This is a genomic window from Duganella sp. Leaf126 (genome assembly GCF_001423125.1).
Taxonomy (GTDB): domain Bacteria; phylum Pseudomonadota; class Gammaproteobacteria; order Burkholderiales; family Burkholderiaceae_D; genus Rugamonas.
On record NZ_LMNW01000001.1, the window covers coordinates 598,889 to 620,396 of the forward strand.

Here is a 21,508-nt window from a genome sequence, read left to right on the forward strand (position 1 = left end):
TATACTGCCAAGAGAATAACGAGGACGACAATGCACCAGGAATCCACGCAGCCGGCGCCAGCGCCGCTGCCGCCAGCGCCATCGACACCGCAGCGCCTGCCGCCGGGCGCCGAACACCCGTCGCTGCTGGCCGCGATGTTCCGCCCCGGCACGCCGATGCTGTGGGTGCCGAGCAGCTATTTCGCCATGGCGCTGACCTACATGATGCTCACCAGCGTGACGTCGATCATGTTCAAGAACCTGGGCATGGACAACGGCGAGGCTGCCGCCTACGCGAGCTACCTGATCCTGGCCTACACCATCAAGCCGCTGTTCGCGCCGTTCGTGGAAATGTACCGGACCAAGAAATTCTTCGTGCTGTGCACGCAGATCATCGTCGGCGTCGGCTTTGCCGGCGTGGCCCTGGCCATGTCGCTGCCCGATTACATGGTGGTGATGGTATTCCTGTTCGGCCTGCTGTCGCTGGTGGGCGCCACCCAGGACATCGCCTCCGACGGCGTGTACGTGACCTCGCTGGACTCGCGCGCGCAATCGCTGTTCTGCGGCATCCAGAGCCTGAGCTGGAACATCGGTCCCATCGTCGCCTCGGGCGGCATGGTGTACCTGAGCGGCTGGCTGCACACCCATTACTTCGGCCACGCGGCCGGCGAGTTCGGCCCGCAATGGATCGAGTCGTGGCGCGTGATCTTCTTCATCGTCGCTGCCATCATCATCGTCTCGGCGATCTGGCACGCGCGCGTGATGCCGGACGGCGCCCGCGCCGCCAACGCGCCGCGCTCGGTCGGCGAGGCCGGCTACATCTTGTGGGACTCGTTCGTCACCTTCTTCCAGAAGCGCGACGTCTGGCTGATGGTGGGATTCGCGTTCCTGTTCCGTCTCAGCATCGGCCTGCTGGAAAAGATCGGCCCGTTCTTCATGGTCGATCCGGTCGCCAAGGGCGGCCTGGGCCTGTCGAATGAAATGCTGGGACTGGTGTACGGCACCTACGGCCTGATCGCCGTGCTGGTCGGCTCGCTGCTGGGCGGCATTTTCGTCTCGCGCCGGGGCTTGCCGGCCACGCTGTTCATCCTGTGCTGCGCGGTCAACATCCCGAATGTGACGTTCCTGCTGATGAGCATGTACCAGCCGGAAAGCCTGTGGGTGATCAGCGCCGGCGTGGCCATCGAAAAATTCTTTTACGGCTTCGGCTCGGTCGGTTTCATGATCTACCTGATGCAGCAGCTGGCGCCCGGCAAGTACAGCACCACCCACTACGCCTTCGGCACCGGCCTGATGGGCCTTTGCATGATGGTGACCGGCGTGGTCAGCGGCCACCTGCAGCAGGCGCTCGGCTACGTGCACTACTTCTGGCTGGTGATGGCAGCGACCATCCCGTCATTCCTGGTGACCTGGTTCGCCCCGTTCCATCACAAGGACTGAGCCCGGGATTGCGCCGCTGCCAGGTCCTCGGCGCGCACCTTGCGCTCGGGACCGAGCACGCGGGCAATCACCTGCGGGTTGATGCCGATGTTTTGCAGCATCTCGACCGCGCCCGGGGTGCCGACGTCGCGCTGCATCTGCAAGGCTTGGCGCACGATGAAATCGAAGGAATGCCAGCCTGCCGTCTCCGACGTTCTGGACATCATCGACGTTTCCGGCCGTCGTTGCCGTCTGTCGAGCTCGGGTGTCATGGCGCTCTCCTGTTGAACCAGGCTACAGCTTAGCGCAAGCCGTTCGGTCTTGCACGTCCGACACTACCGTGCCCGCTTACTTGCATCGGCTTACCTTGACCGGCCCTGCGCGCCTATCTGCACTCGCCCTCGCCTGGCGGCGGTTCGGCGCCGGGCACCTGCAAGCCGTTTTTGGCGCCCAGCCGGCGCAGTTCGCCGCTGCCGATCATCTGCCCGAGCAGGCCGTTGTACTGGCGGCGCGCAGCAGCGAATTTGGCGGCGCGGGGAAACGCCAGGTAGCTGTCGATGTAGCCGATATCCGGGCACAAGGCCGTCACCGACTGCGCCAGGCCCAGTTCGCGCACCAGCGTTTCCGTGTGCGGCCGGTTGCCGGCGAACAGGTCGACCCGGCCCAGCGCCAGCATGCGCAAGCCGTTGTCCACCTGCGGTACCTCGCTCAGCTCGAACGTTTGCCGGGCGGCGTCGAACTGCGCGCCGTAATGCCAGCCGCGCACTGCCGCCACCCGCAGTCCGGCCAGGCTGCCGAAGTCGCCGCGCCAGGTGGCGCCGCCCTGGCGGCGGGCATAGAACACCAGGCGGTCGCGATAGAACGGCTGGTCCAGGAAATCGAAGCGGGTCAGCCGTTCGGCCGACCGGTAGGGGCCGATCAGGATGTCGGCCTGGCCGCGCTCGACCATCGCCTGCGCACGCGGCCACGGATAGAACTGGAACCGGACCGTATCGCCGGCGCGGGCCGCCAGCGCGCGCAGCACGTCCACCGCCAGGCCTGTCGGGCGGCCCTCGGCATCCTGCTCGAACAGCTGGCGAAACGTGGCGCCCACCGCCAGACGCTCGACGGCAACAGCCGGTCGCGTCACGACCATGCCAATTGCCATGCCCAGCAGTATGGCCGGCAGCCATTGATAGCCCCGCTTACAGCGCATCGGTGATCTTTCTGAGTGGAAAGCATTTAATATTAGCATAGCAATACGGGACGGCTTGAACCGGAATTTTCGTGATCGCACGATTGGAACAAGCCCACCGGATCGATAAAGCTTGAGTATGATGAAGCCACGAGTTTTTATGCCGTTTTAATCAACAAAAGCACACAACACAAGGAGATGCGCCATGGCTACCCAGACCTCGCGGTCCAGCAGCGCCGGTATCGAGCAAAGCCATGATTCGGCACCGGACATGGAAACCATCCGGCGCCAGATCGAAGAACGGCTGTCCGAGGCCCTGCCCGACCATGGCCGCGCCGATCCGCTCACGGCCGCCATGCGCGCCGCCACGCTGGGTACCGGCAAACGCATGCGCCCGCTGCTGCTGATGCTGGTGGCGCGCGACCTCGGCTGCAACTCGCCGGCCCTGCTCGACGCGGCCTGCGCGGTGGAACTGGTGCACGCAGCCTCGCTGATCCTCGACGACCTCCCTTGCATGGACGACGCCAAGCTGCGCCGCGGCCTGCCCACCGTGCACCGCCAGTTCGGCGAACACGTCGCCATCCTGGCCTCGGTCGCGCTGCTGAGCCGCGCGTTCCAGCTGCTGTCGCAGGCGCCCGGGATTCCGGCCCACGTGCGCACCCGGCTGGTCGGCGCGCTGGCCGACACGGTCGGCGCCCAGGGCCTGGTGCGCGGCCAGTTCCTCGACCTGCACGGCAATCCGCAGCGCTCGCTCGACGACATTGCCCGCACCAACGAACTGAAAACCGGCGTGCTGCTCGGCCTGTCGGTGGAAATGGCCGCCATCATCGCCGAGGCGGACGAGCGCGTGCTGCAGGCACTGCGCGCGTTCGCGCTGTCGGCCGGCCAGGCGTTCCAGATCAAGGACGACCTGCTCGACGACGCCGGCGCCGCCATCACCGGCAAGGACGCCGGCCAGGACGCCGGCAAAGCCACGTTCAACGCCACCCTCGGTCGCGAGCGCACGGCCGGCCGCCTGGCCGACCACCTGCGCGAAGCCGACACCTACCTGAGCGACGCCATCGGCGGCATGCAGGGCACGCGCGGCCTGGTCGGCACGCTGTTCCGCAACGCCGGACCGCAGGCCGCCGCGCACGCCTCGTGACCGCTGGGCAGGAGACGGCACGCCCGGCGCCCCCTGCCGGGCGGCACCAGGCAGGTCCAACTCGTCAGCCGGGTCAGGCGCGCCATTTTGGCGTGGTGGCGCCAGCCTTTCCCAGCCATTTCAGCGCGCTGGCAGCGCTCGCGGCCGAGCTGGTGCGGCGCGGCCACCGCGTGACCTTTCTGCACCGCCCCGATGCGGCGGCCTACCTGGCGGGCTGGCTGTCGGCCGAGGTGACTGCCGGTCCGGGCGCCGCTGCGGCAGCGGCCCACCGTGATGCGCTGCGCCAGCACGGCGGGCGGGCGGCTGGCCCGGGCCCCGATGGTTTCGATACTGGCGTCCGTGGACGCAGCGGCGTGGATGGCGCCATCGTGCCCGGCATCGGTTTTCATGCATTGGGCGTCCAGCGTTTTCCGCCCGGGTCGCTGGCGGCCGCGCTGCGTCGCGCTGCCAATCCCGGCAGTCCGCTCGGCCTGCGCCGGGTGATCCTCGACATGGCCGACGCCACCACCATGCTGTGCGAAGAACTGCCGGCCGCCATCGCTGCCCTGCGCATCGACGCCATCCTCGGCGACCAGATGGAAGCGGCGGCCGGCCTGGTGGCCGAAGCGCTGCAGCTGCCGTTCGTCTCGGTCGCGTGCGCCCTGCCCGTCAACCGCGAGCCGGCCGTGCCGTTGCCGGTGATGCCGTTCGCCTACGACGCCAGCCCACGCGGCCTGCAGATGGTGGCCGGCAGCACCGGCGTGTACGACTGGATCATGACGCCACACCGGCGCGCCATCGAGACGCAGGCGCGGCGCCTGGGCCTGGCCGCGCGCGGCGCCATGCACGAGTGCCTGTCGCCGCTGGCGCAGATCAGCCAGACGATTGCCGGCTTCGACTTCCCGCGCCAGCAGCTGCCCGCCCACTTCCACCACGTGGGACCGCTGCGCGCCGTCGCACAGCCGCCGCACACGGCACAACCCGCCGCAGGGACCGCTGCCACGATGACATCTGCTGCCGCTGCTGCACCTGCCGCACCTGCTCCCCCTGCTGCCCGGATTGCGCCGACAGCGGCCGGCACGGACCGGGGCGCGCCGCATGCAGCCGCTGCGCCCAATGTGCCCAATGCCCCCACCATCACGCCGCTGCCCGCCTTCGACCCGGGCCGGCCGCTGGTGTTTGCCTCGCTCGGCACCTTGCAGGGCCAGCGCTTCGGCGCTTTCGAGCGCATCGCCAAAGCCTGCCGCGCGCTCGACGTGCAACTGCTGGCCGCCCACTGCGGCGGTCTCGACGATCGCCAGGCGCTGGCCATCGAGCGCGCCGGCACGCCCGGCGCCACCACCGTCTGCGCGTTTGCGCCGCAACAGGCGGCGCTGGCGCGGGCCGACGCCGTGATCACCCACGCCGGCCTCAACACCGTGATGGATGCGATCGGCACCGCCACGCCGATGCTGGCGCTGCCGATCGCCTTCGACCAGCCCGGCGTGGCCGCGCGCGTCTGCCATGCCGGCATCGGCCGGCGGGCGTCGGCACGGATCAGCAGCGCCGGTACGCTGGCCGCCCACCTGCGCGCCCTGCTCGACGATCCGTCCTACCTGCGCAGCCTGGCGCCGCTGTCGGCCGAACTGGCGCAGGCCGGCGGGGTGGTGCGCGCGGCCGACATCGTCGAGCAGGCGCTGGCCGGAGCAGCGTCATGATCACCGCGCCACGTGAGACCGCTGCGACCGGCGCCACAGGTGCCACAGGTGCGACACACTACGACCTGATCCTGGCCGGCGGCGGCCTGGCCAACGGCCTGATCGCCTGGCGCCTGCGCACAACGCGCCCCGACCTGCGCATCCTGCTGCTCGAACAGCATGAACGTATCGGCGGCAACCACACCTGGTCGTTCCACGACAGCGATCTCGACGACGCCCAGCGCGCCTGGCTGGCGCCGCTGGTGTCGGCGCGCTGGCCGCGCTACGAAGTGGTCTTTCCGGAATTGACGCGCACCCTGGAAGGCGGTTACGCCAGCATCGCGTCCGACGATTTCGCCCGCGTGCTCACGCCAGCGCTGGGCGACGCGCTGCGCACCAACATGACCATCGCCGCACTGACGCCGACCACGGTCACGCTGGTCGATGGCACGGTGCTGCACGCCGGCGCCGTGATCGATGGCCGCGGCCCGCTGCCCAGCGCCCGGCTGGCGCTCGGCTACCAGACCTTCCTCGGCCAGGAAGTACGGCTGGCCGCGCCGCACGGGCTGACGGCGCCGGTGCTGATGGACGCCAGCGTGGCCCAGCAGGGCGGCTACCGTTTCGTCTACGTGCTGCCGTTCGGGCCCGACCGCCTGCTGATCGAGGACACCCATTACGTCGATGCGCCCGAGCGCGATCCGGCGCGCCTGCGCGCCAACATCGCCGCCTACGCCGCCGCGCGCGGCTGGACCATCACCGACGTGCTGCGCGAGGAACGCGGCGCGCTGCCGATCACGCTGGCGTCCGACCACGACGGCTACTGGGACGACCTGCGCGGCCAGCCCAGCGCCGGCCTGCGCGCCGGCCTGTTTCACCCGACCACCGGCTACTCGCTGCCGCACGCGGTGCGGCTGGCCGAGTGCATCGCGGCACAAGCGGACCTGCGGGCGCCGGCGCTGTTTGCCGCGATCCGCGCCCACACCGGCGCCGCATGGCGCCGCCAGCGCTTTTTCCGGCTGCTCAACCGCATGCTGTTCCTGGCCGGCGAAGCCGACCACCGCTGGCGCGTGATGCAGCGCTTTTATACGCTGCCGGCGCCGCTGATTTCCCGCTTCTACGCCGGCCGCCCGACACTCGGCGACCAGCTGCGCGTGGTGTCCGGCAAGCCGCCGGTGCCGGTCGGCCAAGCCGTGGCAGCCGCCCTCAAAACTCAACCCCAACAGATCAGGAACTTCGCATGAACCAAGCAAAACAGGCCGTGGTGATCGGCGCCGGCTTCGGCGGCTTAGCGCTCGCCATCCGCCTGCAGGCCGCCGGCATCCAGACCACGCTGCTCGAACAGCGCGACAAGCCGGGCGGCCGCGCCTATGTGTACCAGGACCAGGGTTTTACCTTTGACGCCGGCCCGACCGTGATCACCGATCCGTCGGCGCTGGAAGAATTGTTCACGGCGGCCGGCAAGCGCCTGTCCGACTACGTCGACATGCTGCCGGTGACGCCGTTCTACCGCCTGTGCTGGGAAGACGGCAGCCACTTCGATTACGCCAATGACCAGGAAGCGCTGGACCGCCAGATCCACGCCCGCAATCCCGACGACGTGGCCGGCTACCAGCGCTTCCTGGCCTATTCGAAAGCCGTGTTCGACGAGGGCTACCTGAAGCTGGGCGCGGTGCCGTTCCTGTCGATCCGCGACATGGTGGCTGCCGGCCCGCAGCTGGCCAAGCTCGAAGCGTGGAAAAGCGTGTACGGCATGGTGTCGCGCTTCATCAAGGACGAGCAGCTGCGCATGGCGTTCTCGTTCCACTCGCTGCTGGTCGGCGGCAACCCGTTTGCCACCTCGTCGATCTACACGCTGATCCACGCGCTCGAACGCAAGTGGGGCGTGTGGTTCCCGCGCGGCGGCACCGGTGCCCTGATCAACGGCCTGGTCAAACTGTTCGAGGACATCGGCGGCAAGATCGAGCTCAATGCCAAAGTGGCTGCCATCGACACGTCCGGCAACCGCGTGACCGGCGTGCGCCTGGAAGACGGCCGCGCCTTTGCCGCCCAGGCGGTGGCGTCGAACGCCGACGTCGTGCACACCTACGGCAAGCTGCTCGGCCAGCACCCGCGCGGCGCATCGCACGCCAAAACGCTGGCCGGCAAGCGCCATTCCAATTCGCTGTTCGTGCTGTACTTCGGCCTGAACCACCACCACAGCCAGCTGCAGCACCACACGGTGTGCTTCGGCCCGCGCTACCAGCCGCTGATCAAGGAAATCTTCAACGGTACCTCGCTGGCCGAGGACTTTTCGCTGTACCTGCACGCGCCGTGCGTGACCGATCCGTCGCTGGCGCCGCCCGGCTGCGGCAGCCACTACGTGCTGGCGCCGGTGCCGCACCTGGGCAATGCCGACATCGACTGGACCGTCGAAGGTCCGCGCTACCGCGACCGCATCCTGGCCTACCTCGAAGAACGCTACATGCCGGGCCTGCGCAGCCAGCTGGTGACCAGCCGCTTCTTCACGCCGTTCGATTTCCGCGACCAGCTCAACGCCCACGTCGGCTCGGCCTTCTCGCTCGAACCGATCCTGACCCAGAGCGCCTGGTTCCGCCCGCACAACCGCGACGCCGACCTGGCCAACCTGTACCTCGTGGGCGCCGGCACCCATCCGGGCGCGGGCGTGCCGGGCGTGGTCGGCTCGGCCAAGGCCACGGCGGGCCTGATGCTGTCGGACCTGGCGCAGGGGGCGCGATGAGCGAAGCGCTGATGGACCACGCCACCGAGACCATCAAGGTGGGGTCGAAAAGCTTTGCGGCGGCCGCCACGCTGTTCCCGGCCGACGTGCGGCGCAGCGTGCTGATGCTGTATGCCTGGTGCCGCCATTGCGACGACGTGATCGACGGCCAGGAACTCGGCTTCGCGCCCGCTGCGACGGCGCCCGTCCACGATGCCCAGGCCGAGATGGCCAAACTGGAGGAACAGACGCGCCGCGCCTACGCCGGCGAGCCGATGACGGAACCGGCGTTTGCCGCGTTCCAGGAAGTGGCGCTGGGCCACGCGATTACGCCGCAGTACGCCTACGACCACCTGGCCGGCTTTGCCATGGACGTGGACGACGCCCGCTACGACACCATCGACGATACGCTGCGCTACTGCTACCACGTGGCCGGCGTGGTGGGCCTGATGATGTCCACCATCATGGGCGCCAAGGATGCCGATGTGCTAGACCGCGCCTGCGACCTGGGCCTGGCGTTCCAGCTGACCAATATCGCGCGCGACATCGTTGCCGACGCGGCGATCGGCCGCTGCTATTTGCCGGCCGCCTGGCTGCGCGAAGCGGGCATTCCGCCGGCCGAGCTGGCGCTGCCGCAGCACCGGGCGGCGCTGGCCGGCGTGGCGGCCCGGCTGGTCGATTACGCCGAACCGTATTACGACTCGGCCAACGAAGGCATCGTGGCCCTGCCGCTGCGCTCGGCGTGGGCGATTGCCACCGCGCGCAATGTGTACCGCCAGATCGGCATCGAGGTCAAGGCGCGCGGCGCCCATGCGTGGGACGAGCGCGTGGGCACGTCGAAGGCGGCCAAGCTGTGGCTGTTGCTGAAAGGCGGCGCGAGCGCGCTTACTTCGCGCTGGCGGACGATGCAGCCGCGTCCTGCGGGCTTGTGGCGGCGTCCGCCGCCGGAGCGGCGCCGCGCTGCTGACGGCCTTCGAGCGCCCCGCCGTGCAGCACCTGCAGCTGGCGCTTGAGCTCGGCGACGGGCGGCGCATACAGAAACCCGAACGATACCGCGCCATGCTTGCCGGGCACCGCGTGATGCATGCGGTGGGCCTGGTACAGGCGCTTGAGGTAGCCGCTGCGCGGCACATAGGTAAACGGCCAGCGGCGGTGCACCAGGCCGTCGTGGGCGATGAAGTACAGCGCGCCGTAGGCGGTCATGCCCGCGCCTATCCATTGCAGCGGTGCATAGCCCTCGGTGCCGAACCAGATCAGGGCAATCGCCACGCCGGCAAACACCACGGCGTACAGGTCGTTTTTCTCGAACCAGCCGGTGCGCGGCTCGTGGTGCGAGCGATGCCAGCCCCAGCCGAAGCCGTGCATGATGTACTTGTGCGCGACGATGGAAAACACTTCCATGAACAGCACGGTCAGTACTACGATAGCCGCATTCAATACCATACACCCGCCCCACTGATGACACAGACAACACAGACAACACAAGGAAACCACATGCGAGCAGCCTACCACAAGCCCCGACTTTCCCGCTTTCCGCGCGCCATGCTGTGGCTGGCGTGCGCCGCATTTGCCGGCTCGGCTGCAGCAGCCAGCGTCGAGATCAAGGTCAGCGGCACCGCTGGCGGCAAGGGCAAGATCAATGCCGCCGTCTGCGACAAGGAACACTTTCTGAAGGACTGCGCCTATTCGGGCTCGGCCCCGGCCCAGGCAGGCCAGACCACCGTCACCATCGACAACGTCCCGAAGGGCACGTGGGCGGTGCTGGTGTACCAGGATGAAAACCAGAACGACAAGCTGGACCGCAACTTCATCGGCATCCCGAGCGAAAACTATGCGTTCAGCCGCAACGCGCGCGGCAAGTTCGGCCCGCCCGACTTCAGCGACGCCGCCATCGAGATCGGCGACGACAAGCTGGTGGTGCCGGTCACGCTCAAATAAGTCTGCGGCCCGCTACGCCTTTGCCGCGCCGCCCAGGCGCGCGCTGGCCGCGATCACCAGCATCGCGCAGCCGAGGCCGACAAACGCCAGGTTCAGGCTCGACGCATGGGCCACGAAGCCGATCACGGCCGGCCCGGCCAGGATGCCGGCGTAACCGAGCGTGGTGATGGCGCCGATCGCCAGCCCGGCCGGCATGGCTCGCTGGTTGCCGGCTGCCGTAAACAGGATCGGCACCACGTTCGAGGCGCCCAGGCCCACCAGCAGAAAGCCCAGCAGCGCCAGCGGCGCCGACGGCGCCACCACGGACGTAAAGAAGCCGACCGCGCCGCACAGGCCGCCCAGCAGCATCACCCGCTTGCCGCCGAGCCGGGCCACCACGCGGTCGCCGGTCAGGCGGCCGATGGTCATCGCCACCGCAAACGCCGCGTAGCCGAGGCCGGCGCGCGCGGCGTCCATGCCCTGCTCGGCCGTCAGCAGCAGCGCGCTCCAGTCGAGGATGGCGCCTTCAGCCAGGAAGCACAGGAAACACAGCAGACCGATAAAGATCACGGCGCCATGCGGCACCACGAATACCGGACCGTCGCGGTCGGCCGCCTCCGGCTCACGCAGGAAATGCGGCGCGCCGCCCAGCAGCGCCAGCGCCACCAGCACCGCCACGATCACGGTGGCTGCCACCGGGCTCAGACCGAACCACAACATGGCCGCCATCAGGCCGGCGCCGACGAAGCCGCCGACGCTGAACAGACCGTGGAAGCCCGACATCAGCCGCCCGCCGCTCTCGCGCTCGACGATCACGGCCTGCACATTCATCGACACGTCGAGCGCACCGAGCGAGGCGCCAAAGCCGAACAGCGTGGCACCCAGCGTCAGCGGCGTGGGTGCGAACGCCAGCGCCGGCATGATCAGGCACACGCACAGGCCCGACACCAGCATCACGATGCGGCAGCCGAAGCGCGAGGTCAGCAAACCGATGGCCGGCATCGCCATCAGGGAACCCGCCCCCAGGCACAGCAGCAGCAGGCCGAGGTCGGCTTCGCCCAGTCCCAGCCGCTGCTTGGCAAACGGCACCAGCGGCGCCCAGGCCGCCATGGCCAGGCCGGCGGCAAGAAAGGCAAGACGGGTAGACAAGCGCTGCTGGGGACCGACAAGCATGGGCATTCCGTAAAAGTTAGTCGAGGTGAGCCGTGGAGTATACGGCAACACCATGACCGGCGTACGACTTGTAGCGAAACGCGGCCAGCCAGACGAGCCGCTTGGACCGTGGAACGGCAGGTGGACGCCTGCGCCACCGCCCGCAAGCATGGTCAGCCAAACAACGCCCAAGGTTGGTGCGCGAACATACACGGTCGCCGCCTTGGCGCATGATCGGTCCTGCTTGAACACGAATTCATTACAAGGAGAAATCATGCATGCACAACCAGCAGGGCCAGCAGGACCAGCAGCCACGGTCGTCAGCCGCGAATCCAGTGACAATTTATCCTCGGGCGTTTCTTGGGGGGCCATCCTGGCCGGTGCGGCTGCTGCCGCGACCCTGTCGTTCATCCTGCTGATCCTCGGCACGGGCCTCGGCTTGTCGTCGGTCTCGCCCTACGAGTATAACAATGGCGGCGCGCTCGGCGGCGCTGCCATCGCCTGGATCGCTTTCACCCAGCTCGCTGCAGCAGGTATCGGCGGTTATATGGCTGGCCGGCTGCGCGTCAAATGGGCCGGCGTACAAAGCGATGAAGTCCACTTCCGCGATACTGCCCACGGCCTGCTGGCCTGGGCCGTGGCTACCCTGGTCACCGTGGCCGTGCTGGCCGGTGGCGTGCGTGCCGTGATTGGCGGCGCCATCGACACGGCCGGCGCCGCTGCACCAGCGGTCACTGCAGGCGTTGCCGCAGCCGGCAGCAAGGATGACGGCAGCCACTACTTCTCGGACATGGTGCTGCGCTCGCCGGGCGGCACGCCAGCGACCGACGCCGAACGCGCCGAAATCAACCGCATCCTGCTGGCCGATATCGCCAATGGCAAGATCAATGCCGACGACCGCAACTACATGGCCCAAATCATCGCCAAGCGCACCGGCCTGACCCAGGCCGAAGCCGAACAGCGCGTCGACCTGATCTACGCCCAGGCCAAGCAGGCCGCCGCCGACGTCAAGGCCAAAGCCAAGGCTGCCGCCGAAGAAGCCCGCAAAACCGCCGCCCACTCGGCCCTGTGGATGTTCGTGGCCCTGCTGCTGGGCGCCTTCGTTGCCAGCCTGCTGGCCACCGTCGGCGGCCGCCACCGCGACCACGCCCGCGTGTTCGTCCGTACCACCATTTAAGACAAGGAGACCACCATGCGCTCGATCCTGCTGCTGTTACTCGGCATCCCGCTGCCGATCGTGATCCTGATCGCGTTGTTCGTACATTGATTGTTTGCTGACGACGCTTGATTCATCGATGTCACGTGTAGCGCCCCCGTGGTTGTTGGACTGCGGGGGCGTTTTGCCGTCCACCACCAAGGTTTGGGGCGAGGGTTTCCCAAGTGCGAGTGAAAGTGTATGCTGGGGTAATGACGAAGCGCGACGAGAAAATTGAATCGTTCCGGCAGGATTCCCTGAAAGCATGGGACGAATTCCTGGCCAGCGGCTTGCACGTCAGCACCGACGAGGCCGATGCCTGGCAGGCGCAACTGGCTGAGGGAAACGACGTAGAGCCGCCGGAATGTCGCCGCTGATCAGATGCCTGCGGTGATATTGGTATTCTGGAGCGGGTGAAGGGAATCGAACCCTCGTATGAAGCTTGGGAAGCTGCCGTTCTACCATTGAACTACACCCGCGTGCTGCGCATTCTACGCGCTGGCGTTAAACAATGCCAGCTTCGCCGCTAAACACCGCCGTTCCGCTGGCGATGGCTTGTCCGCCGCGTACCCCGCCGCTACAGTGGCGGTGTTCAACCTGCGCCACGACCACCATGCCGATCAAAACCACCCTCGCCGCCTGCCTGCTCGCCGTTACAACGGTGCTGGCCGCCGGCGCCAACGCTGCCACCGTGCGCACCGCTCCCGTCGATCCCGACGCCACGCCGAAAACCCGCGCCATCTACAGCTATCTGCGCGCCACCTGGGGCAAGGCGGTGATTGCCGGTCAGGCCGACCTCAGCTGGGACGACAGCATCGACATGGCCGAGCGCGTGCATGCCGACACCGGTAAATACCCTGCCCTGATCGGTTACGACTTCATGGACTACGGCAGGACCGGCGCCGGGCTGTCGGGCCAGCACCAGGTCGAAGAAGCGATCGCGTTTGCTGCACGCGGCGGGCTGGTGGCGTTTCACTGGCACTGGCGCGATCCGTCCCTGCTCAGGACGGACCGGGTCAACCAGGCGCAGTTCTATGCCGGCGGCGACGATCCGGCCAGGCGCACCGGTTTCACCATCCCGATGGCCAATGGCGACCTTGACCGCAACAGCCCGGCATTCGCGCAGCTCGACGACGGCATCGACCTGGTGGCTGCGCAACTGCGGCGGCTGCAGGATGCGGGCGTGACCGTGCTGTGGCGGCCGCTGCACGAGGCGGCCGGCAGCGATGGCCAGGGCTGGTTCTGGTGGGGGCGGGCGCGCAGCGATGGCGAGTCGGCGGCCGCCGCCCATATCGCGCTGTGGCGTCATCTGTACGACCGGCTCGTGCACGTGCATGGTCTGCACAACCTGATCTGGGTGTGGAACGGCCAGGACGCGCGCTGGTATCCGGGCGACGACGTGGTCGATATCGCCGGCTACGACATCTACGATACGACCGACAACCGCAGCTACCGCTCGCAGCTTGCCACCTACCGCAAGACGGCCGCCATGACCGGCGAACCCAAGCCGGTGGCGCTGACCGAAACCAGTTACATCCCCGACCCGGACGCGATGGCCAGCGATGGCGCCTGGTGGTTGTGGTTCATGGTGTGGAACGACGGCAGCGGACCGGCAGGCGTGAGCAATGCCGATAATTTCTGGACCGGCGAGCAGTACAACAGCAACGCCCACAAGATCAAGGTGTACCAGCACCCGAACGTGATCACGCTCGACAAGCTGCCGCGCTTCTGAGCGCGACCGGTGCCACGCAGGCCGCGCACGCTTGAACTGTTCAAGCGCAGCGCAACTGATGCAAAATGGCAAAGACCTCATCACTTGCAAAAGGATCTTCCATGACATCAGCCGTCAAGCTGCCACTTGTGCTCGGTATTGCGCTGGCGTTCGCCGCCCCGTTGGCACTGTCCCAAGCGCCGGCCTCCCCGGCACCGGCGCCTGCCGCAATGCCGGCCGATCCGGTCGCCGCCCTGGTCGGCCAGCTGGAGCTGGAAAAGTACAAGGCCACCATCAAGGGCCTGACCCAGTTCGGCGACCGCCGCCAGGGCACCCAGCGCAACCGCGACGCGCTCGACTGGATCGAGGCGCAACTGAAATCCTACGGCTGCACCAATACCGAACGGCTGCAATACCAGTACACGGAACTGGCCAAGGATGCGCCGCGTCCGAAGCGCGCAGCGGGCATGGCCAGCGGCGGCGCCGGCGGCCCGCCGGGCCAGGGCGGCAGCACGCTGTTCGGCAACCGCATCAAGACCGGCGTCAATACCGATCCGCTGCAGCAGCCCGACGAAAAACTGCGCGCGCTGAACGCCGAACAGACGCCGGTGGGCACGTCGCTGCGCGAGAACCTGTATTGCACCAAGGTGGGCAGCAAGCACCCGGAAGAGATGTACATCGTCAGCGCCCACATGGACGGCATCGGCTTCGGCGAGGCGGCCAACGACGATGGCTCGGGCACGGCGCTGGTGATGGAACTGGCGCGCATCTTCAGCGCACCGGGCGTGGAAACCGATCGCTCGATCCGTTTTATCCTGTGGAACAACGAGGAAACCGGCTTGAACGGCGCGGCGGCCTATGTCGAGCAGCGCAAGGGATTGCAGGGGATCGAGTCGCCGATGGGATCAGGTAAATACCCGGAGCCGAAGTGGCTCGGCATGATCCAGCACGACATGATGCTGTTCGACCATGGCATGCCGTTCCAGAAGATCGACGGCCATGGCAAGCCGGTGGTCGATGAACACGGCCAGCCGGTGTTCGTGGCGCCGCCCGAGCAGCGCCTGGAAGCGGACGTCAACATCGAATACCAGTCGCAGTCGAAGCAGGCCGAGGGTTCGGCCAAGCTGGCCTGGCACTTCCGCAGCGCCAACGACAAGTACGCCACGCACTACCCGGCCGCAGTGGGCTTCCACATGACCAATACCGATTCGACGCCGTTCATGGACCTGGTGCCGTCGATTTCGCTGCGCGAGAACGAGCGTGGCCAGCAGATCGGCGCCGGCTGGGATCCGCACTGGCACCAACCGACCGACCTGTACAAAAACTTCTCGGACAAGGACTTCATGCTGGGACTGAACGCCGCCCAGACCACGCTGTCGGGCGTGGCGCAGCTGGCCGGCGTGCGGATCAGGAAGTGAGTTATTGCGTCAGGTAGCGTTCCGAGCGCGGGCCGTACAGGATGCCTTGCGGTCCGCCTGCCGTCAGCAGGCGCGTATCGGCCACGCCGGCAATCGGGTGCGAGGTATCGCTGGTGCTGTGGATGATCTGCTTGATCGCGGCAGCCACCAGCGCGCCGACCAGGCCGCCCCCGCCGCCGTTGTTGCCCTCGTTGCTGGCGGCGCTGGCCTTGCCGTCCCACAGCAGCGTTCCCGTTTTCAGGTCTACCAGTTTCGCTTCCACCGCGACCACGGCCACGCTGTCGAGCACCGTGTAGGTGGCGCCGTAACGGGTGATGGTGATGTACAGGCCGGCATCGGCGCCGAAGATCTCGTTGAGCTTTTTCGGATCGAGACCATGGATGTCAGCGGCCGTGGTCATGCCGTTCTGCTTGAAGGTTTCCGCGACCACGGCCACCGGCATCACGTAGTAGCCGCTCTCGGCCAGCGGATACGTCACCTGGGCGTACACGCTGTTGCTGGCGTTGACTTCCGGCGAGTTGTTCAGCGGTGGCAGCACCACGATCGAACGCGGCTTGGCGGCCTTGAACGCGGTGTAGTCGTAGCCGGCCTGCTTGGTGGCGCAACCGAACATCAGCGCCGCAGCGCCCAGGCAGGCACCCAGTTTGAATAAACGAGCGATCATGACTTGTCACCTTTCTGTACTTTGGCCAGCAGGAAGTCCATGTATGGCGCCGATTCCGGGAACAGCTTTTTTTCATCTTCGAACTGCGCGACCATCTGGTCGGGCTTGCCGGTGACCGAGTACAACATGCCCAGGTGGGCATGGAAGCCCGGCGGCGCGCTGCCGCCCTTGGCGCTGAACAGCATCAGGTCTTTTTCCATCGCGGCGATCTGCTGCTCGGGGCTTTCGCCTTTCAGGTACTGGTACACCTGCGGCTGGTAACCGCCCCACTGGTACAGGGTCTTCGGCGGCGTGGCGCAACCGGTCAGCAGCACGGCGCCGGCCAGCGCCAGCACGCCTGCAGTTTTCTTCATTACCGACTTCGTCATCGCGGGCCTCATTGTGCTTGCAGTTTCAGGGCGCCGGCATCGACGCCGGCCACCAGGCGGTCCACCGCTTCGCGCATGGCCAGGTCCAGCACCTTGCCGTTGAGCGTGGAGTCGTAGCTGGCGGTGCCGCCAAAGCCCAGCACTTCGCGGTTCGACAGGCTGTATTCGCCGGCGCCGGAGGCCGAGTACACGACTTCCGAGGTCTTGATGTTGACCACGTTGAGCGTGACCTTGGCGTACGCGACCTGCGTCTTCCCGCGACCCACGATGCCGAACAGCTGGTGGTCGCCCACTTCCTTGCGGCCGAACTCGGTCACGTCGCCGGTGATGACGAAGTCGGCGCCCTTGATCTGCTGGCCTTGCTGCTTGAAGCCGGCTTCCTGCTTCAGTTCGTTCAGGTTGTCGCGGTCGAGCACATTAAAACGGTTGGTCGATTGCAGCTGGGCGATCAGGATGGTTTTCGACTGGCCGCCCAGGCGGTCCACGCCGTCCGAAAACACGCCGCGCATGAAGCTCGAACGGTTGTCGAACTTGCCGACCGCGATCAGGGTGCGCGGACCGACATACGGTGGCGGCGTGACAGCGCTGGCAGGAATGGCGACAGCCACGGCGCGCGACGACTCGGTGGCGCAGCCGGCCAGGGTGGAGAGAAGCAGCGCGGAAACCAGTGCGCCGGCGAGACGAGTATTCATGAAACTCCCAGATTGAACGGTGGATAAGATTTATTTGTAACAAGAATTTTTCTTTTCGGAAATTATACGCATTGCACAAGCATAAAATCTCACCAATTCTCACCACTGGCGTTTATCGGCACGATTGCGGTGTTTCTACAACAGTGCATCCAGTGCAACGCCGCCGCAGGGTCTGGGAGATCAGGATGCCGGTCAGCGACAGGCTGCCAACTGCGATGCCCCGGCAAGCGCCGGCGGCGACGGCGACGTTGCGGGCCAGCGGCCATGCGGCCTGAGCTGTGCGTTGTGGTCGTGCGTTGTAGTCGTGCGTTGTAGTCGTGCGTTTCGGGATGTGCCTCTCGGGACGTGCCTTTCGGGGCGTGCCTTTCGGGGGCGTGCGTACGGGGTCGTGTGTATCGGGGCGTGCGTCCCCGGGTCTGCTTCAGGCGGTCGCGATTCAGGCGGACGTGATGGCGGCGTCGCTGACGGCCGCTGCGGCGCCAGCCAGGCTGCTGCGCGCCTGCGCCAGCTGACCGGGATCGAGGCGGGCGGCTGCGCTGGCCAGGTAGCGGGCAGCGTCCGCATGGCCGCTGCGCTGGGCCAGCGCCAGCCAGGTCCAGGCCTGGACGGCGTCGGCAGGGACGCCCTGGCCGGCCAGGTACATCAGTCCCAGGTTGAACTGGGCGCGCGCGTGGCCCTGGGCGGCCGCCGCGGCGTACCAGCGCAGCGCCTCGGCGTAATCCTGGGTCACGCCCTGGCCATTGTCGTACCGCAGGGCCAGCGCGAACTGGGCCAGCGCGTGGCCCTGGCGCGCGGCACGCGCATACCAGTGGCCGGCTTGCTGCGTGGACGACTGCGGACCGTCGTCGCGGTCGCACAGCAGGCCCAGGTGATACTGGGCAGCCGCATACTCCTGTTCGGCCGCGCGCCGGTACCAGCCGTAGGCCTGGCGCAGGTCGGCCGGCGCGCCGCGTCCCGTCTCGTAGCGCAGGCCGAGGTCGAACTGGGCGCGCAGGTGGCCCTGCTCGGCGGCCTTGCGGTACCAGTGCGTGGCGGCGACCGGGTCGGCCGGCACGCCCAGGCCGGCGTCGTGCAGCTGGCCCAGGTGGTACTGGGCGCCGGGGAAGTTCTGCGCGGCTGCCTTGCCGTACCAGGCGTGGGCTTCGGCATAGTCCTGCGCCACCCCCTGGCCATGGTGGTAGCGCAGCCCGAGGTTGTTCTGCGCGCCCGCGTGGCCCTTGCCGGCCGCCTTGCGGTACCAGTCGAGCGCCTTCTGTTCGTCGCGCGGCACGCCCTGGCCGTTATCGTAGATCAGGCCCAGGTTGAACTGCGAGCTGGTATGGTCCTGCTCGGCCGCGCGCCGGTACCAGAGGATGGCTTTCTGGCTGTCCTGCGCCACGCCGTCGCCCTTGTCGAAGCGCAGCGCCAGGTTGAACTGGGCCGGCGCGTAACCCTGCTCGGCGGCCTTGCGGTACCACGACATGGCCTGCCCCACGTCGGCCATCTCCGGCGTCAGGCCCTGGCTGTTTTCGTAGCGCAGCCCGAGCTGGTACTGGGCGCGTGCATAGCCCTGCTCGGCCGCCTTGCGGTACCAGTGCAGCGCCTGCAGCGGATCCTGCGGCACGCCCTTGCCGGTGTCGTACATCATGCCGAGGTTGTTCTGGGCTGCTGCGTCGCCCTGGCTGGCGGCCTTGCTGAACCAGTGCATGGCCAGGCTGGTGTCGGTCGCCACGCCCTGGCCCCTGGCGTACAGCCAGCCGAGGTTGTACTGGGCGGCGGCATAGCCCTGGTCGGCGGCCAGCTGGTACCAGGCGGCGGCTTCCTGGAAGTCCTGCGCCACGCCCTGCCCTTTCTGGAACATCACGCCCAGGTTGTACTGCGCCTGCGGCATGCCCTGCAGCGCGGCCTGGCGGTACCACACCACGGCCAGCTCGTAGCTCGGCGCCACGCCCTGGCCGTTGAAGTACATGAAGCCCAGGCTGTGCTGGGCGGCAGCCACGCCGCGTTCGGCCTGGGCCTTGGTGCGCAGGAATTCTGCGCTCGGCGTCTGGTTGCCGCTGCCGGGAGGTGGAGGACTGGTCATCGCCACGCGCCGCCGTTATGCCTGCGCCGCCATCAGCACCGGCTGCGCCAGCGCGGCGGGGCGTGCCTGGTCCAGCACCTCGATGAAGCGCGGCAGCGGAATCGGCCGGTGGTACAGATAGCCCTGCATGGTGGAGCAGCCGTGCGCCTGCAGGTAGCGCGCCTGCACGGCGGTTTCCACGCCCTCGGCCACCAGGTGCAGGCCGAGGCCGCGCGCGATCGAAATGATCGCCAGGATCACCGGGTAGTGGCCCTGCTCGTCGTGGATCTCCTTGACGAACGACTGGTCGATCTTGATGGTGTGGATCGGGAAGCGGTGCAGATACGACAGCGACGAATAGCCGGTGCCGAAATCGTCGATCGCCACCGACACGCCCAGTTCGCACAGCTTGTTGAGCTGCTCGATGGCGTCCTGCGGGTTGCGGATGCAGATGTTCTCGGTGATTTCCACTTCGATCTGCGCCGGCGCGATGCCGTAACGCGTGAGCGCGCCGCGCATCTTCTCGAAAAAGTCGCCGCGGTCGAGGTATTGCGGCGACAAGTTCAGCGACAGCCGCACATGCTCGCCGCCGGCCGCATTCCAGCGCGCCAGGTCGCGGCACAGCGCGCCCAGCATCCAGTCCGAGATCGGCAGCATCAGGCCGTTGTCTTCGGCGAACGGCAGGAACTCGCCGGCCGACAGCACGCCGCGCTGCGGATGGTTCCAGCGCATCAGGCCTTCGGCGCCGACGATGCGGCCGGTGGCGATGTCGATCTGCGGCTGGTAGTACATTTCCAGCTGGTTCAGCTCCAGCGCCTGGCGCAGGCTGCGCTCGAGCGCGATCTTCTGGTGCGACATCTCCTGCATCGACGGGTGGTAGAAGGTATGGCCGTTCTTGCCCAGCGCCTTGACCTGGTACATCGCGATGTCGGCGTGGCGCAGCAGTTCGTCGATCCCTTCGCCATCGTGCGGATACACGGCGATGCCGATCGAGGCCGAGATATGCACCTGGTGGCCGTCGAGGTCAAATGGCGCTTCCAGGCTCTCGATGAAGCGTTCGGCGATGTCGCGGGCCTCCTGGCGGTCCTGCAGTTCCGGCAGCACGATGGTGAACTCGTCGCCGCCCTGGCGCGCCAGCGTGTCGCCGCGCCGCAGGCAGTCCTTGAGGCGGCGCGCCACTTGCTGCAGCAGCTCGTCGCCCTTGACATGGCCCAGCGTATCGTTGACCAGCTTGAAGCGATCGAGGTCGATGAACATCACCGCCAGTTCGGCCAGCTTGCGCTTGGCCTGGATCACGGCCAGGCCCAGGCGGTCCTTGAACAGGATGCGGTTGGGCAGGTCGGTCAGGATGTCGTGGTAGGCCTGGTACGAGATCATCTCTTCGGCACGCTTGCGGTCGGTGATGTCGCGCGCCACGCCGTAGGTGCCATAGCAGTCGTGCGGGCCGATGGCGTGCGGCGCCATCGAGGTGAGCGTGATGCTGAACGTGCGCTCGATGCCGTGCTTGCTCTTGAGCCGCAGTTCGGCCGTGCGCGCGGCGGCGTCGGTCGCGCGGCCCTTGCCCTGCCCCTTGCCCGGACCGGCACCATGGCGCTCGCCGAAAGCGTAGCGGGCGCGGTCCTGGTCCTCGTCGTGCACCAGCGCCGAATAATGGCGCCCCATTACCTCGTCGCGCTCGAACCCGAGCAGTTGCTGGGCGCGGTCGTTGACGAAGGTGATGCGGCCGTCGTGCGCCAGCGTATAGATGATGTCGGGCGAGCTGTCCACCAGGTAGCGGTACATCTTTTCCGACGTTTCCAGCTGGGCGGCGATGCGTTCGTTCTCGATCGCCAGGCGGCGCTTCTGCAGCACGTTGCCCACCGTCTTGAACAGCTCCTCGCGGCTGTAAGGCTTGCGCAGGTAGTCATAGGCGCCGCGCTTGAGGGCGCCGATGGCGGCGTCGATGCCCACCTCGCCGCTCATCACCACCACGTCGCCGTCGATGCCGCGCGCGTTCATGAAGTCCATGATGTCGTGGCCGCTCATGTCGGGCAGGCGCAGGTCGAGCAGCACCAGGTCGAAGCGCTGCTGCGCCAGCTGGGTCAGCGCCTCGGCGCCGCAGGTGGCCGTGACCAGGTGATAGTCGTGCCCGTCGTGACTGCGCAGTAGTTCGTAGAGCGACGACAGCAGGCGCGGCTCGTCGTCCACCAGCAGCAGGCGGGGACGCACATCTTCGGAAAGGACGACGGGGATGGGGGCGTCCTGGAAATTCAGGTTCATCATG

The 21,508-nt window shown here is 67.4% G+C and carries 19 protein-coding genes, 1 tRNA gene and 1 pseudogene; 11 read left to right on the forward strand and 10 right to left on the reverse strand.

The annotated features are described in order from the left end of the window. The first annotated feature begins 30 nt into the window (after nucleotides 1-30). Nucleotides 31-1,419, forward strand: coding sequence for an MFS transporter (locus ASF61_RS02505; protein WP_229205677.1), 1,389 nt, complete (start codon nucleotides 31-33; stop codon nucleotides 1,417-1,419). On the opposite strand, the gene ASF61_RS02510 is transcribed toward ASF61_RS02505, so the two are convergent. Together ASF61_RS02510 and ASF61_RS02515 are read right to left on the reverse strand one after the other, a co-directional pair. Then, entirely contained in the window at nucleotides 1,407-1,670 is a 264-nt protein-coding gene (locus ASF61_RS02510) for a hypothetical protein (protein WP_056150769.1), read from the reverse strand. The genes ASF61_RS02505 and ASF61_RS02510 overlap by 13 nt on opposite strands. A gap of 113 nt (nucleotides 1,671-1,783) precedes the next feature. Beyond that, on the reverse strand, nucleotides 1,784-2,533 hold the full coding sequence (locus ASF61_RS02515) for an ABC transporter substrate-binding protein (protein WP_162241964.1): 750 nt from the start codon (nucleotides 2,531-2,533) through the stop codon (nucleotides 1,784-1,786). A 244-nt stretch (nucleotides 2,534-2,777) separates the two neighbouring features. Here ASF61_RS02515 and ASF61_RS02520 point away from each other — a divergent pair, with 244 nt between their 5' ends. Genes ASF61_RS02520 through crtB form a run of 5 tightly spaced genes read left to right on the forward strand, consistent with a single transcriptional unit; the run spans nucleotide 2,778 to nucleotide 9,100 of the window. Next, complete coding sequence (locus ASF61_RS02520; protein WP_056150773.1) at nucleotides 2,778-3,716, forward strand: polyprenyl synthetase family protein; 939 nt, start codon at nucleotides 2,778-2,780, stop codon at nucleotides 3,714-3,716. Next, complete coding sequence (locus ASF61_RS23850; protein ID WP_229205678.1) at nucleotides 3,713-5,392, forward strand: glycosyltransferase; 1,680 nt, start codon at nucleotides 3,713-3,715, stop codon at nucleotides 5,390-5,392. Before ASF61_RS02520 ends, ASF61_RS23850 begins: the two co-directional genes overlap by 4 nt. Beyond that, nucleotides 5,389-6,612 (forward strand): lycopene beta-cyclase CrtY, encoded by a 1,224-nt coding sequence (gene crtY, locus ASF61_RS02530; protein ID WP_056150777.1) that lies wholly within the window; start codon nucleotides 5,389-5,391, stop codon nucleotides 6,610-6,612. The genes ASF61_RS23850 and crtY overlap by 4 nt, the downstream gene beginning before the upstream one ends. Then, on the forward strand, nucleotides 6,609-8,108 hold the full coding sequence (locus ASF61_RS02535; protein ID WP_056150780.1) for a phytoene desaturase: 1,500 nt from the start codon (nucleotides 6,609-6,611) through the stop codon (nucleotides 8,106-8,108). Before crtY ends, ASF61_RS02535 begins: the two co-directional genes overlap by 4 nt. Continuing rightward, complete coding sequence (gene crtB, locus ASF61_RS02540; RefSeq protein ID WP_056150782.1) at nucleotides 8,105-9,100, forward strand: 15-cis-phytoene synthase CrtB; 996 nt, start codon at nucleotides 8,105-8,107, stop codon at nucleotides 9,098-9,100. Before ASF61_RS02535 ends, crtB begins: the two co-directional genes overlap by 4 nt. A gap of 40 nt (nucleotides 9,101-9,140) precedes the next feature. Here the strand turns inward: crtB and ASF61_RS24490 are convergent. After that, nucleotides 9,141-9,530 (reverse strand): annotated as a pseudogene (locus ASF61_RS24490) (sterol desaturase family protein); the annotation flags it as partial. Nucleotides 9,531-9,581: 51 nt separating this feature from the next. Between ASF61_RS24490 and ASF61_RS02545 the strand changes: the two are divergent. Further along, nucleotides 9,582-10,025 (forward strand): DUF2141 domain-containing protein, encoded by a 444-nt coding sequence (locus tag ASF61_RS02545; protein WP_056150784.1) that lies wholly within the window; start codon nucleotides 9,582-9,584, stop codon nucleotides 10,023-10,025. Between the two features lie 12 nt (nucleotides 10,026-10,037). Here ASF61_RS02545 and ASF61_RS02550 read toward each other — a convergent pair whose 3' ends face one another. Continuing rightward, nucleotides 10,038-11,177: an MFS transporter gene (locus ASF61_RS02550; RefSeq protein ID WP_056150786.1), complete on the reverse strand. Its 1,140-nt coding sequence runs from the start codon at nucleotides 11,175-11,177 to the stop codon at nucleotides 10,038-10,040. 253 nt (nucleotides 11,178-11,430) lie between these two features. Between ASF61_RS02550 and ASF61_RS02555 the strand changes: the two genes are divergently transcribed. Then, nucleotides 11,431-12,333 (forward strand): hypothetical protein, encoded by a 903-nt coding sequence (locus ASF61_RS02555; protein ID WP_056150788.1) that lies wholly within the window; start codon nucleotides 11,431-11,433, stop codon nucleotides 12,331-12,333. A 230-nt stretch (nucleotides 12,334-12,563) separates the two neighbouring features. Beyond that, nucleotides 12,564-12,728, forward strand: coding sequence for a transcriptional regulator (locus ASF61_RS22510; protein ID WP_082491163.1), 165 nt, complete (start codon nucleotides 12,564-12,566; stop codon nucleotides 12,726-12,728). 28 nt (nucleotides 12,729-12,756) lie between these two features. Here the strand turns inward: ASF61_RS22510 and ASF61_RS02560 are convergent. Beyond that, a tRNA-Gly gene (locus ASF61_RS02560) sits at nucleotides 12,757-12,830 on the reverse strand. 134 nt (nucleotides 12,831-12,964) lie between these two features. Here ASF61_RS02560 and ASF61_RS02565 point away from each other — a divergent pair. Both ASF61_RS02565 and ASF61_RS02570 read left to right on the forward strand, forming a co-directional pair. Further along, nucleotides 12,965-14,083: a glycosyl hydrolase gene (locus ASF61_RS02565; protein WP_056150790.1), complete on the forward strand. Its 1,119-nt coding sequence runs from the start codon at nucleotides 12,965-12,967 to the stop codon at nucleotides 14,081-14,083. A 101-nt stretch (nucleotides 14,084-14,184) separates the two neighbouring features. Further along, nucleotides 14,185-15,480 carry a M28 family peptidase gene (locus ASF61_RS02570; protein WP_056150792.1) on the forward strand — a complete coding sequence of 432 codons (1,296 nt, stop codon included), beginning with the start codon at nucleotides 14,185-14,187 and terminating at the stop codon, nucleotides 15,478-15,480. A 1-nt stretch (nucleotide 15,481) separates the two neighbouring features. Here the strand turns inward: ASF61_RS02570 and ASF61_RS02575 are convergent, their stop codons facing one another. The 5 genes from ASF61_RS02575 to ASF61_RS02595 all read right to left on the reverse strand — a co-directional run bounded on the left by ASF61_RS02575 (nucleotide 15,482) and on the right by ASF61_RS02595 (nucleotide 21,507). Next, nucleotides 15,482-16,144 (reverse strand): DUF799 domain-containing protein, encoded by a 663-nt coding sequence (locus ASF61_RS02575; RefSeq protein ID WP_056150794.1) that lies wholly within the window; start codon nucleotides 16,142-16,144, stop codon nucleotides 15,482-15,484. Then, nucleotides 16,141-16,497 (reverse strand): DUF4810 domain-containing protein, encoded by a 357-nt coding sequence (locus tag ASF61_RS02580; RefSeq protein WP_082491181.1) that lies wholly within the window; start codon nucleotides 16,495-16,497, stop codon nucleotides 16,141-16,143. Before ASF61_RS02580 ends, ASF61_RS02575 begins: the two co-directional genes overlap by 4 nt. Nucleotides 16,498-16,520: 23 nt before the next feature. After that, nucleotides 16,521-17,204 carry a CsgG/HfaB family protein gene (locus ASF61_RS02585; protein WP_056150797.1) on the reverse strand — a complete coding sequence of 228 codons (684 nt, stop codon included), beginning with the start codon at nucleotides 17,202-17,204 and terminating at the stop codon, nucleotides 16,521-16,523. Nucleotides 17,205-17,640: 436 nt separating this feature from the next. Next, nucleotides 17,641-19,266, reverse strand: coding sequence for a tetratricopeptide repeat protein (locus tag ASF61_RS02590; RefSeq protein ID WP_056150799.1), 1,626 nt, complete (start codon nucleotides 19,264-19,266; stop codon nucleotides 17,641-17,643). A gap of 15 nt (nucleotides 19,267-19,281) precedes the next feature. After that, the gene (locus tag ASF61_RS02595) at nucleotides 19,282-21,507 is read right to left on the reverse strand and encodes a bifunctional diguanylate cyclase/phosphodiesterase (protein WP_056150801.1); all 2,226 of its coding nucleotides are present in this window, start codon (nucleotides 21,505-21,507) and stop codon (nucleotides 19,282-19,284) included. Nucleotide 21,508 lies beyond the last annotated feature (1 nt).

Excerpts from the sequence above, each read along its gene's own strand:
- ASF61_RS02510 (WP_056150769.1), bottom strand. The coding sequence starts at position 1,670 with ATGACACCCGAGCTCGACAGACGGCAACGACGGCCGGAAACGTCGATG.
- ASF61_RS22510 (WP_082491163.1), top strand. The coding sequence starts at position 12,564 with ATGACGAAGCGCGACGAGAAAATTGAATCGTTCCGGCAGGATTCCCTG.
- ASF61_RS02595 (WP_056150801.1), bottom strand. The coding sequence starts at position 21,507 with ATGATGAACCTGAATTTCCAGGACGCCCCCATCCCCGTCGTCCTTTCC.
- ASF61_RS02580 (WP_082491181.1), bottom strand. The coding sequence starts at position 16,497 with ATGAAGAAAACTGCAGGCGTGCTGGCGCTGGCCGGCGCCGTGCTGCTG.
- crtB (WP_056150782.1), top strand. The coding sequence starts at position 8,105 with ATGAGCGAAGCGCTGATGGACCACGCCACCGAGACCATCAAGGTGGGG.
- ASF61_RS02550 (WP_056150786.1), bottom strand. The coding sequence starts at position 11,177 with ATGCTTGTCGGTCCCCAGCAGCGCTTGTCTACCCGTCTTGCCTTTCTT.
- ASF61_RS02520 (WP_056150773.1), top strand. The coding sequence starts at position 2,778 with ATGGCTACCCAGACCTCGCGGTCCAGCAGCGCCGGTATCGAGCAAAGC.
- ASF61_RS02535 (WP_056150780.1), top strand. The coding sequence starts at position 6,609 with ATGAACCAAGCAAAACAGGCCGTGGTGATCGGCGCCGGCTTCGGCGGC.
- ASF61_RS02570 (WP_056150792.1), top strand. The coding sequence starts at position 14,185 with ATGACATCAGCCGTCAAGCTGCCACTTGTGCTCGGTATTGCGCTGGCG.
- ASF61_RS02575 (WP_056150794.1), bottom strand. The coding sequence starts at position 16,144 with ATGATCGCTCGTTTATTCAAACTGGGTGCCTGCCTGGGCGCTGCGGCG.
- ASF61_RS02585 (WP_056150797.1), bottom strand. The coding sequence starts at position 17,204 with ATGAATACTCGTCTCGCCGGCGCACTGGTTTCCGCGCTGCTTCTCTCC.
- ASF61_RS02555 (WP_056150788.1), top strand. The coding sequence starts at position 11,431 with ATGCATGCACAACCAGCAGGGCCAGCAGGACCAGCAGCCACGGTCGTC.
- ASF61_RS02515 (WP_162241964.1), bottom strand. The coding sequence starts at position 2,533 with ATGGTCGTGACGCGACCGGCTGTTGCCGTCGAGCGTCTGGCGGTGGGC.
- ASF61_RS02505 (WP_229205677.1), top strand. The coding sequence starts at position 31 with ATGCACCAGGAATCCACGCAGCCGGCGCCAGCGCCGCTGCCGCCAGCG.
- crtY (WP_056150777.1), top strand. The coding sequence starts at position 5,389 with ATGATCACCGCGCCACGTGAGACCGCTGCGACCGGCGCCACAGGTGCC.
- ASF61_RS02545 (WP_056150784.1), top strand. The coding sequence starts at position 9,582 with ATGCGAGCAGCCTACCACAAGCCCCGACTTTCCCGCTTTCCGCGCGCC.
- ASF61_RS02590 (WP_056150799.1), bottom strand. The coding sequence starts at position 19,266 with ATGACCAGTCCTCCACCTCCCGGCAGCGGCAACCAGACGCCGAGCGCA.
- ASF61_RS02565 (WP_056150790.1), top strand. The coding sequence starts at position 12,965 with ATGCCGATCAAAACCACCCTCGCCGCCTGCCTGCTCGCCGTTACAACG.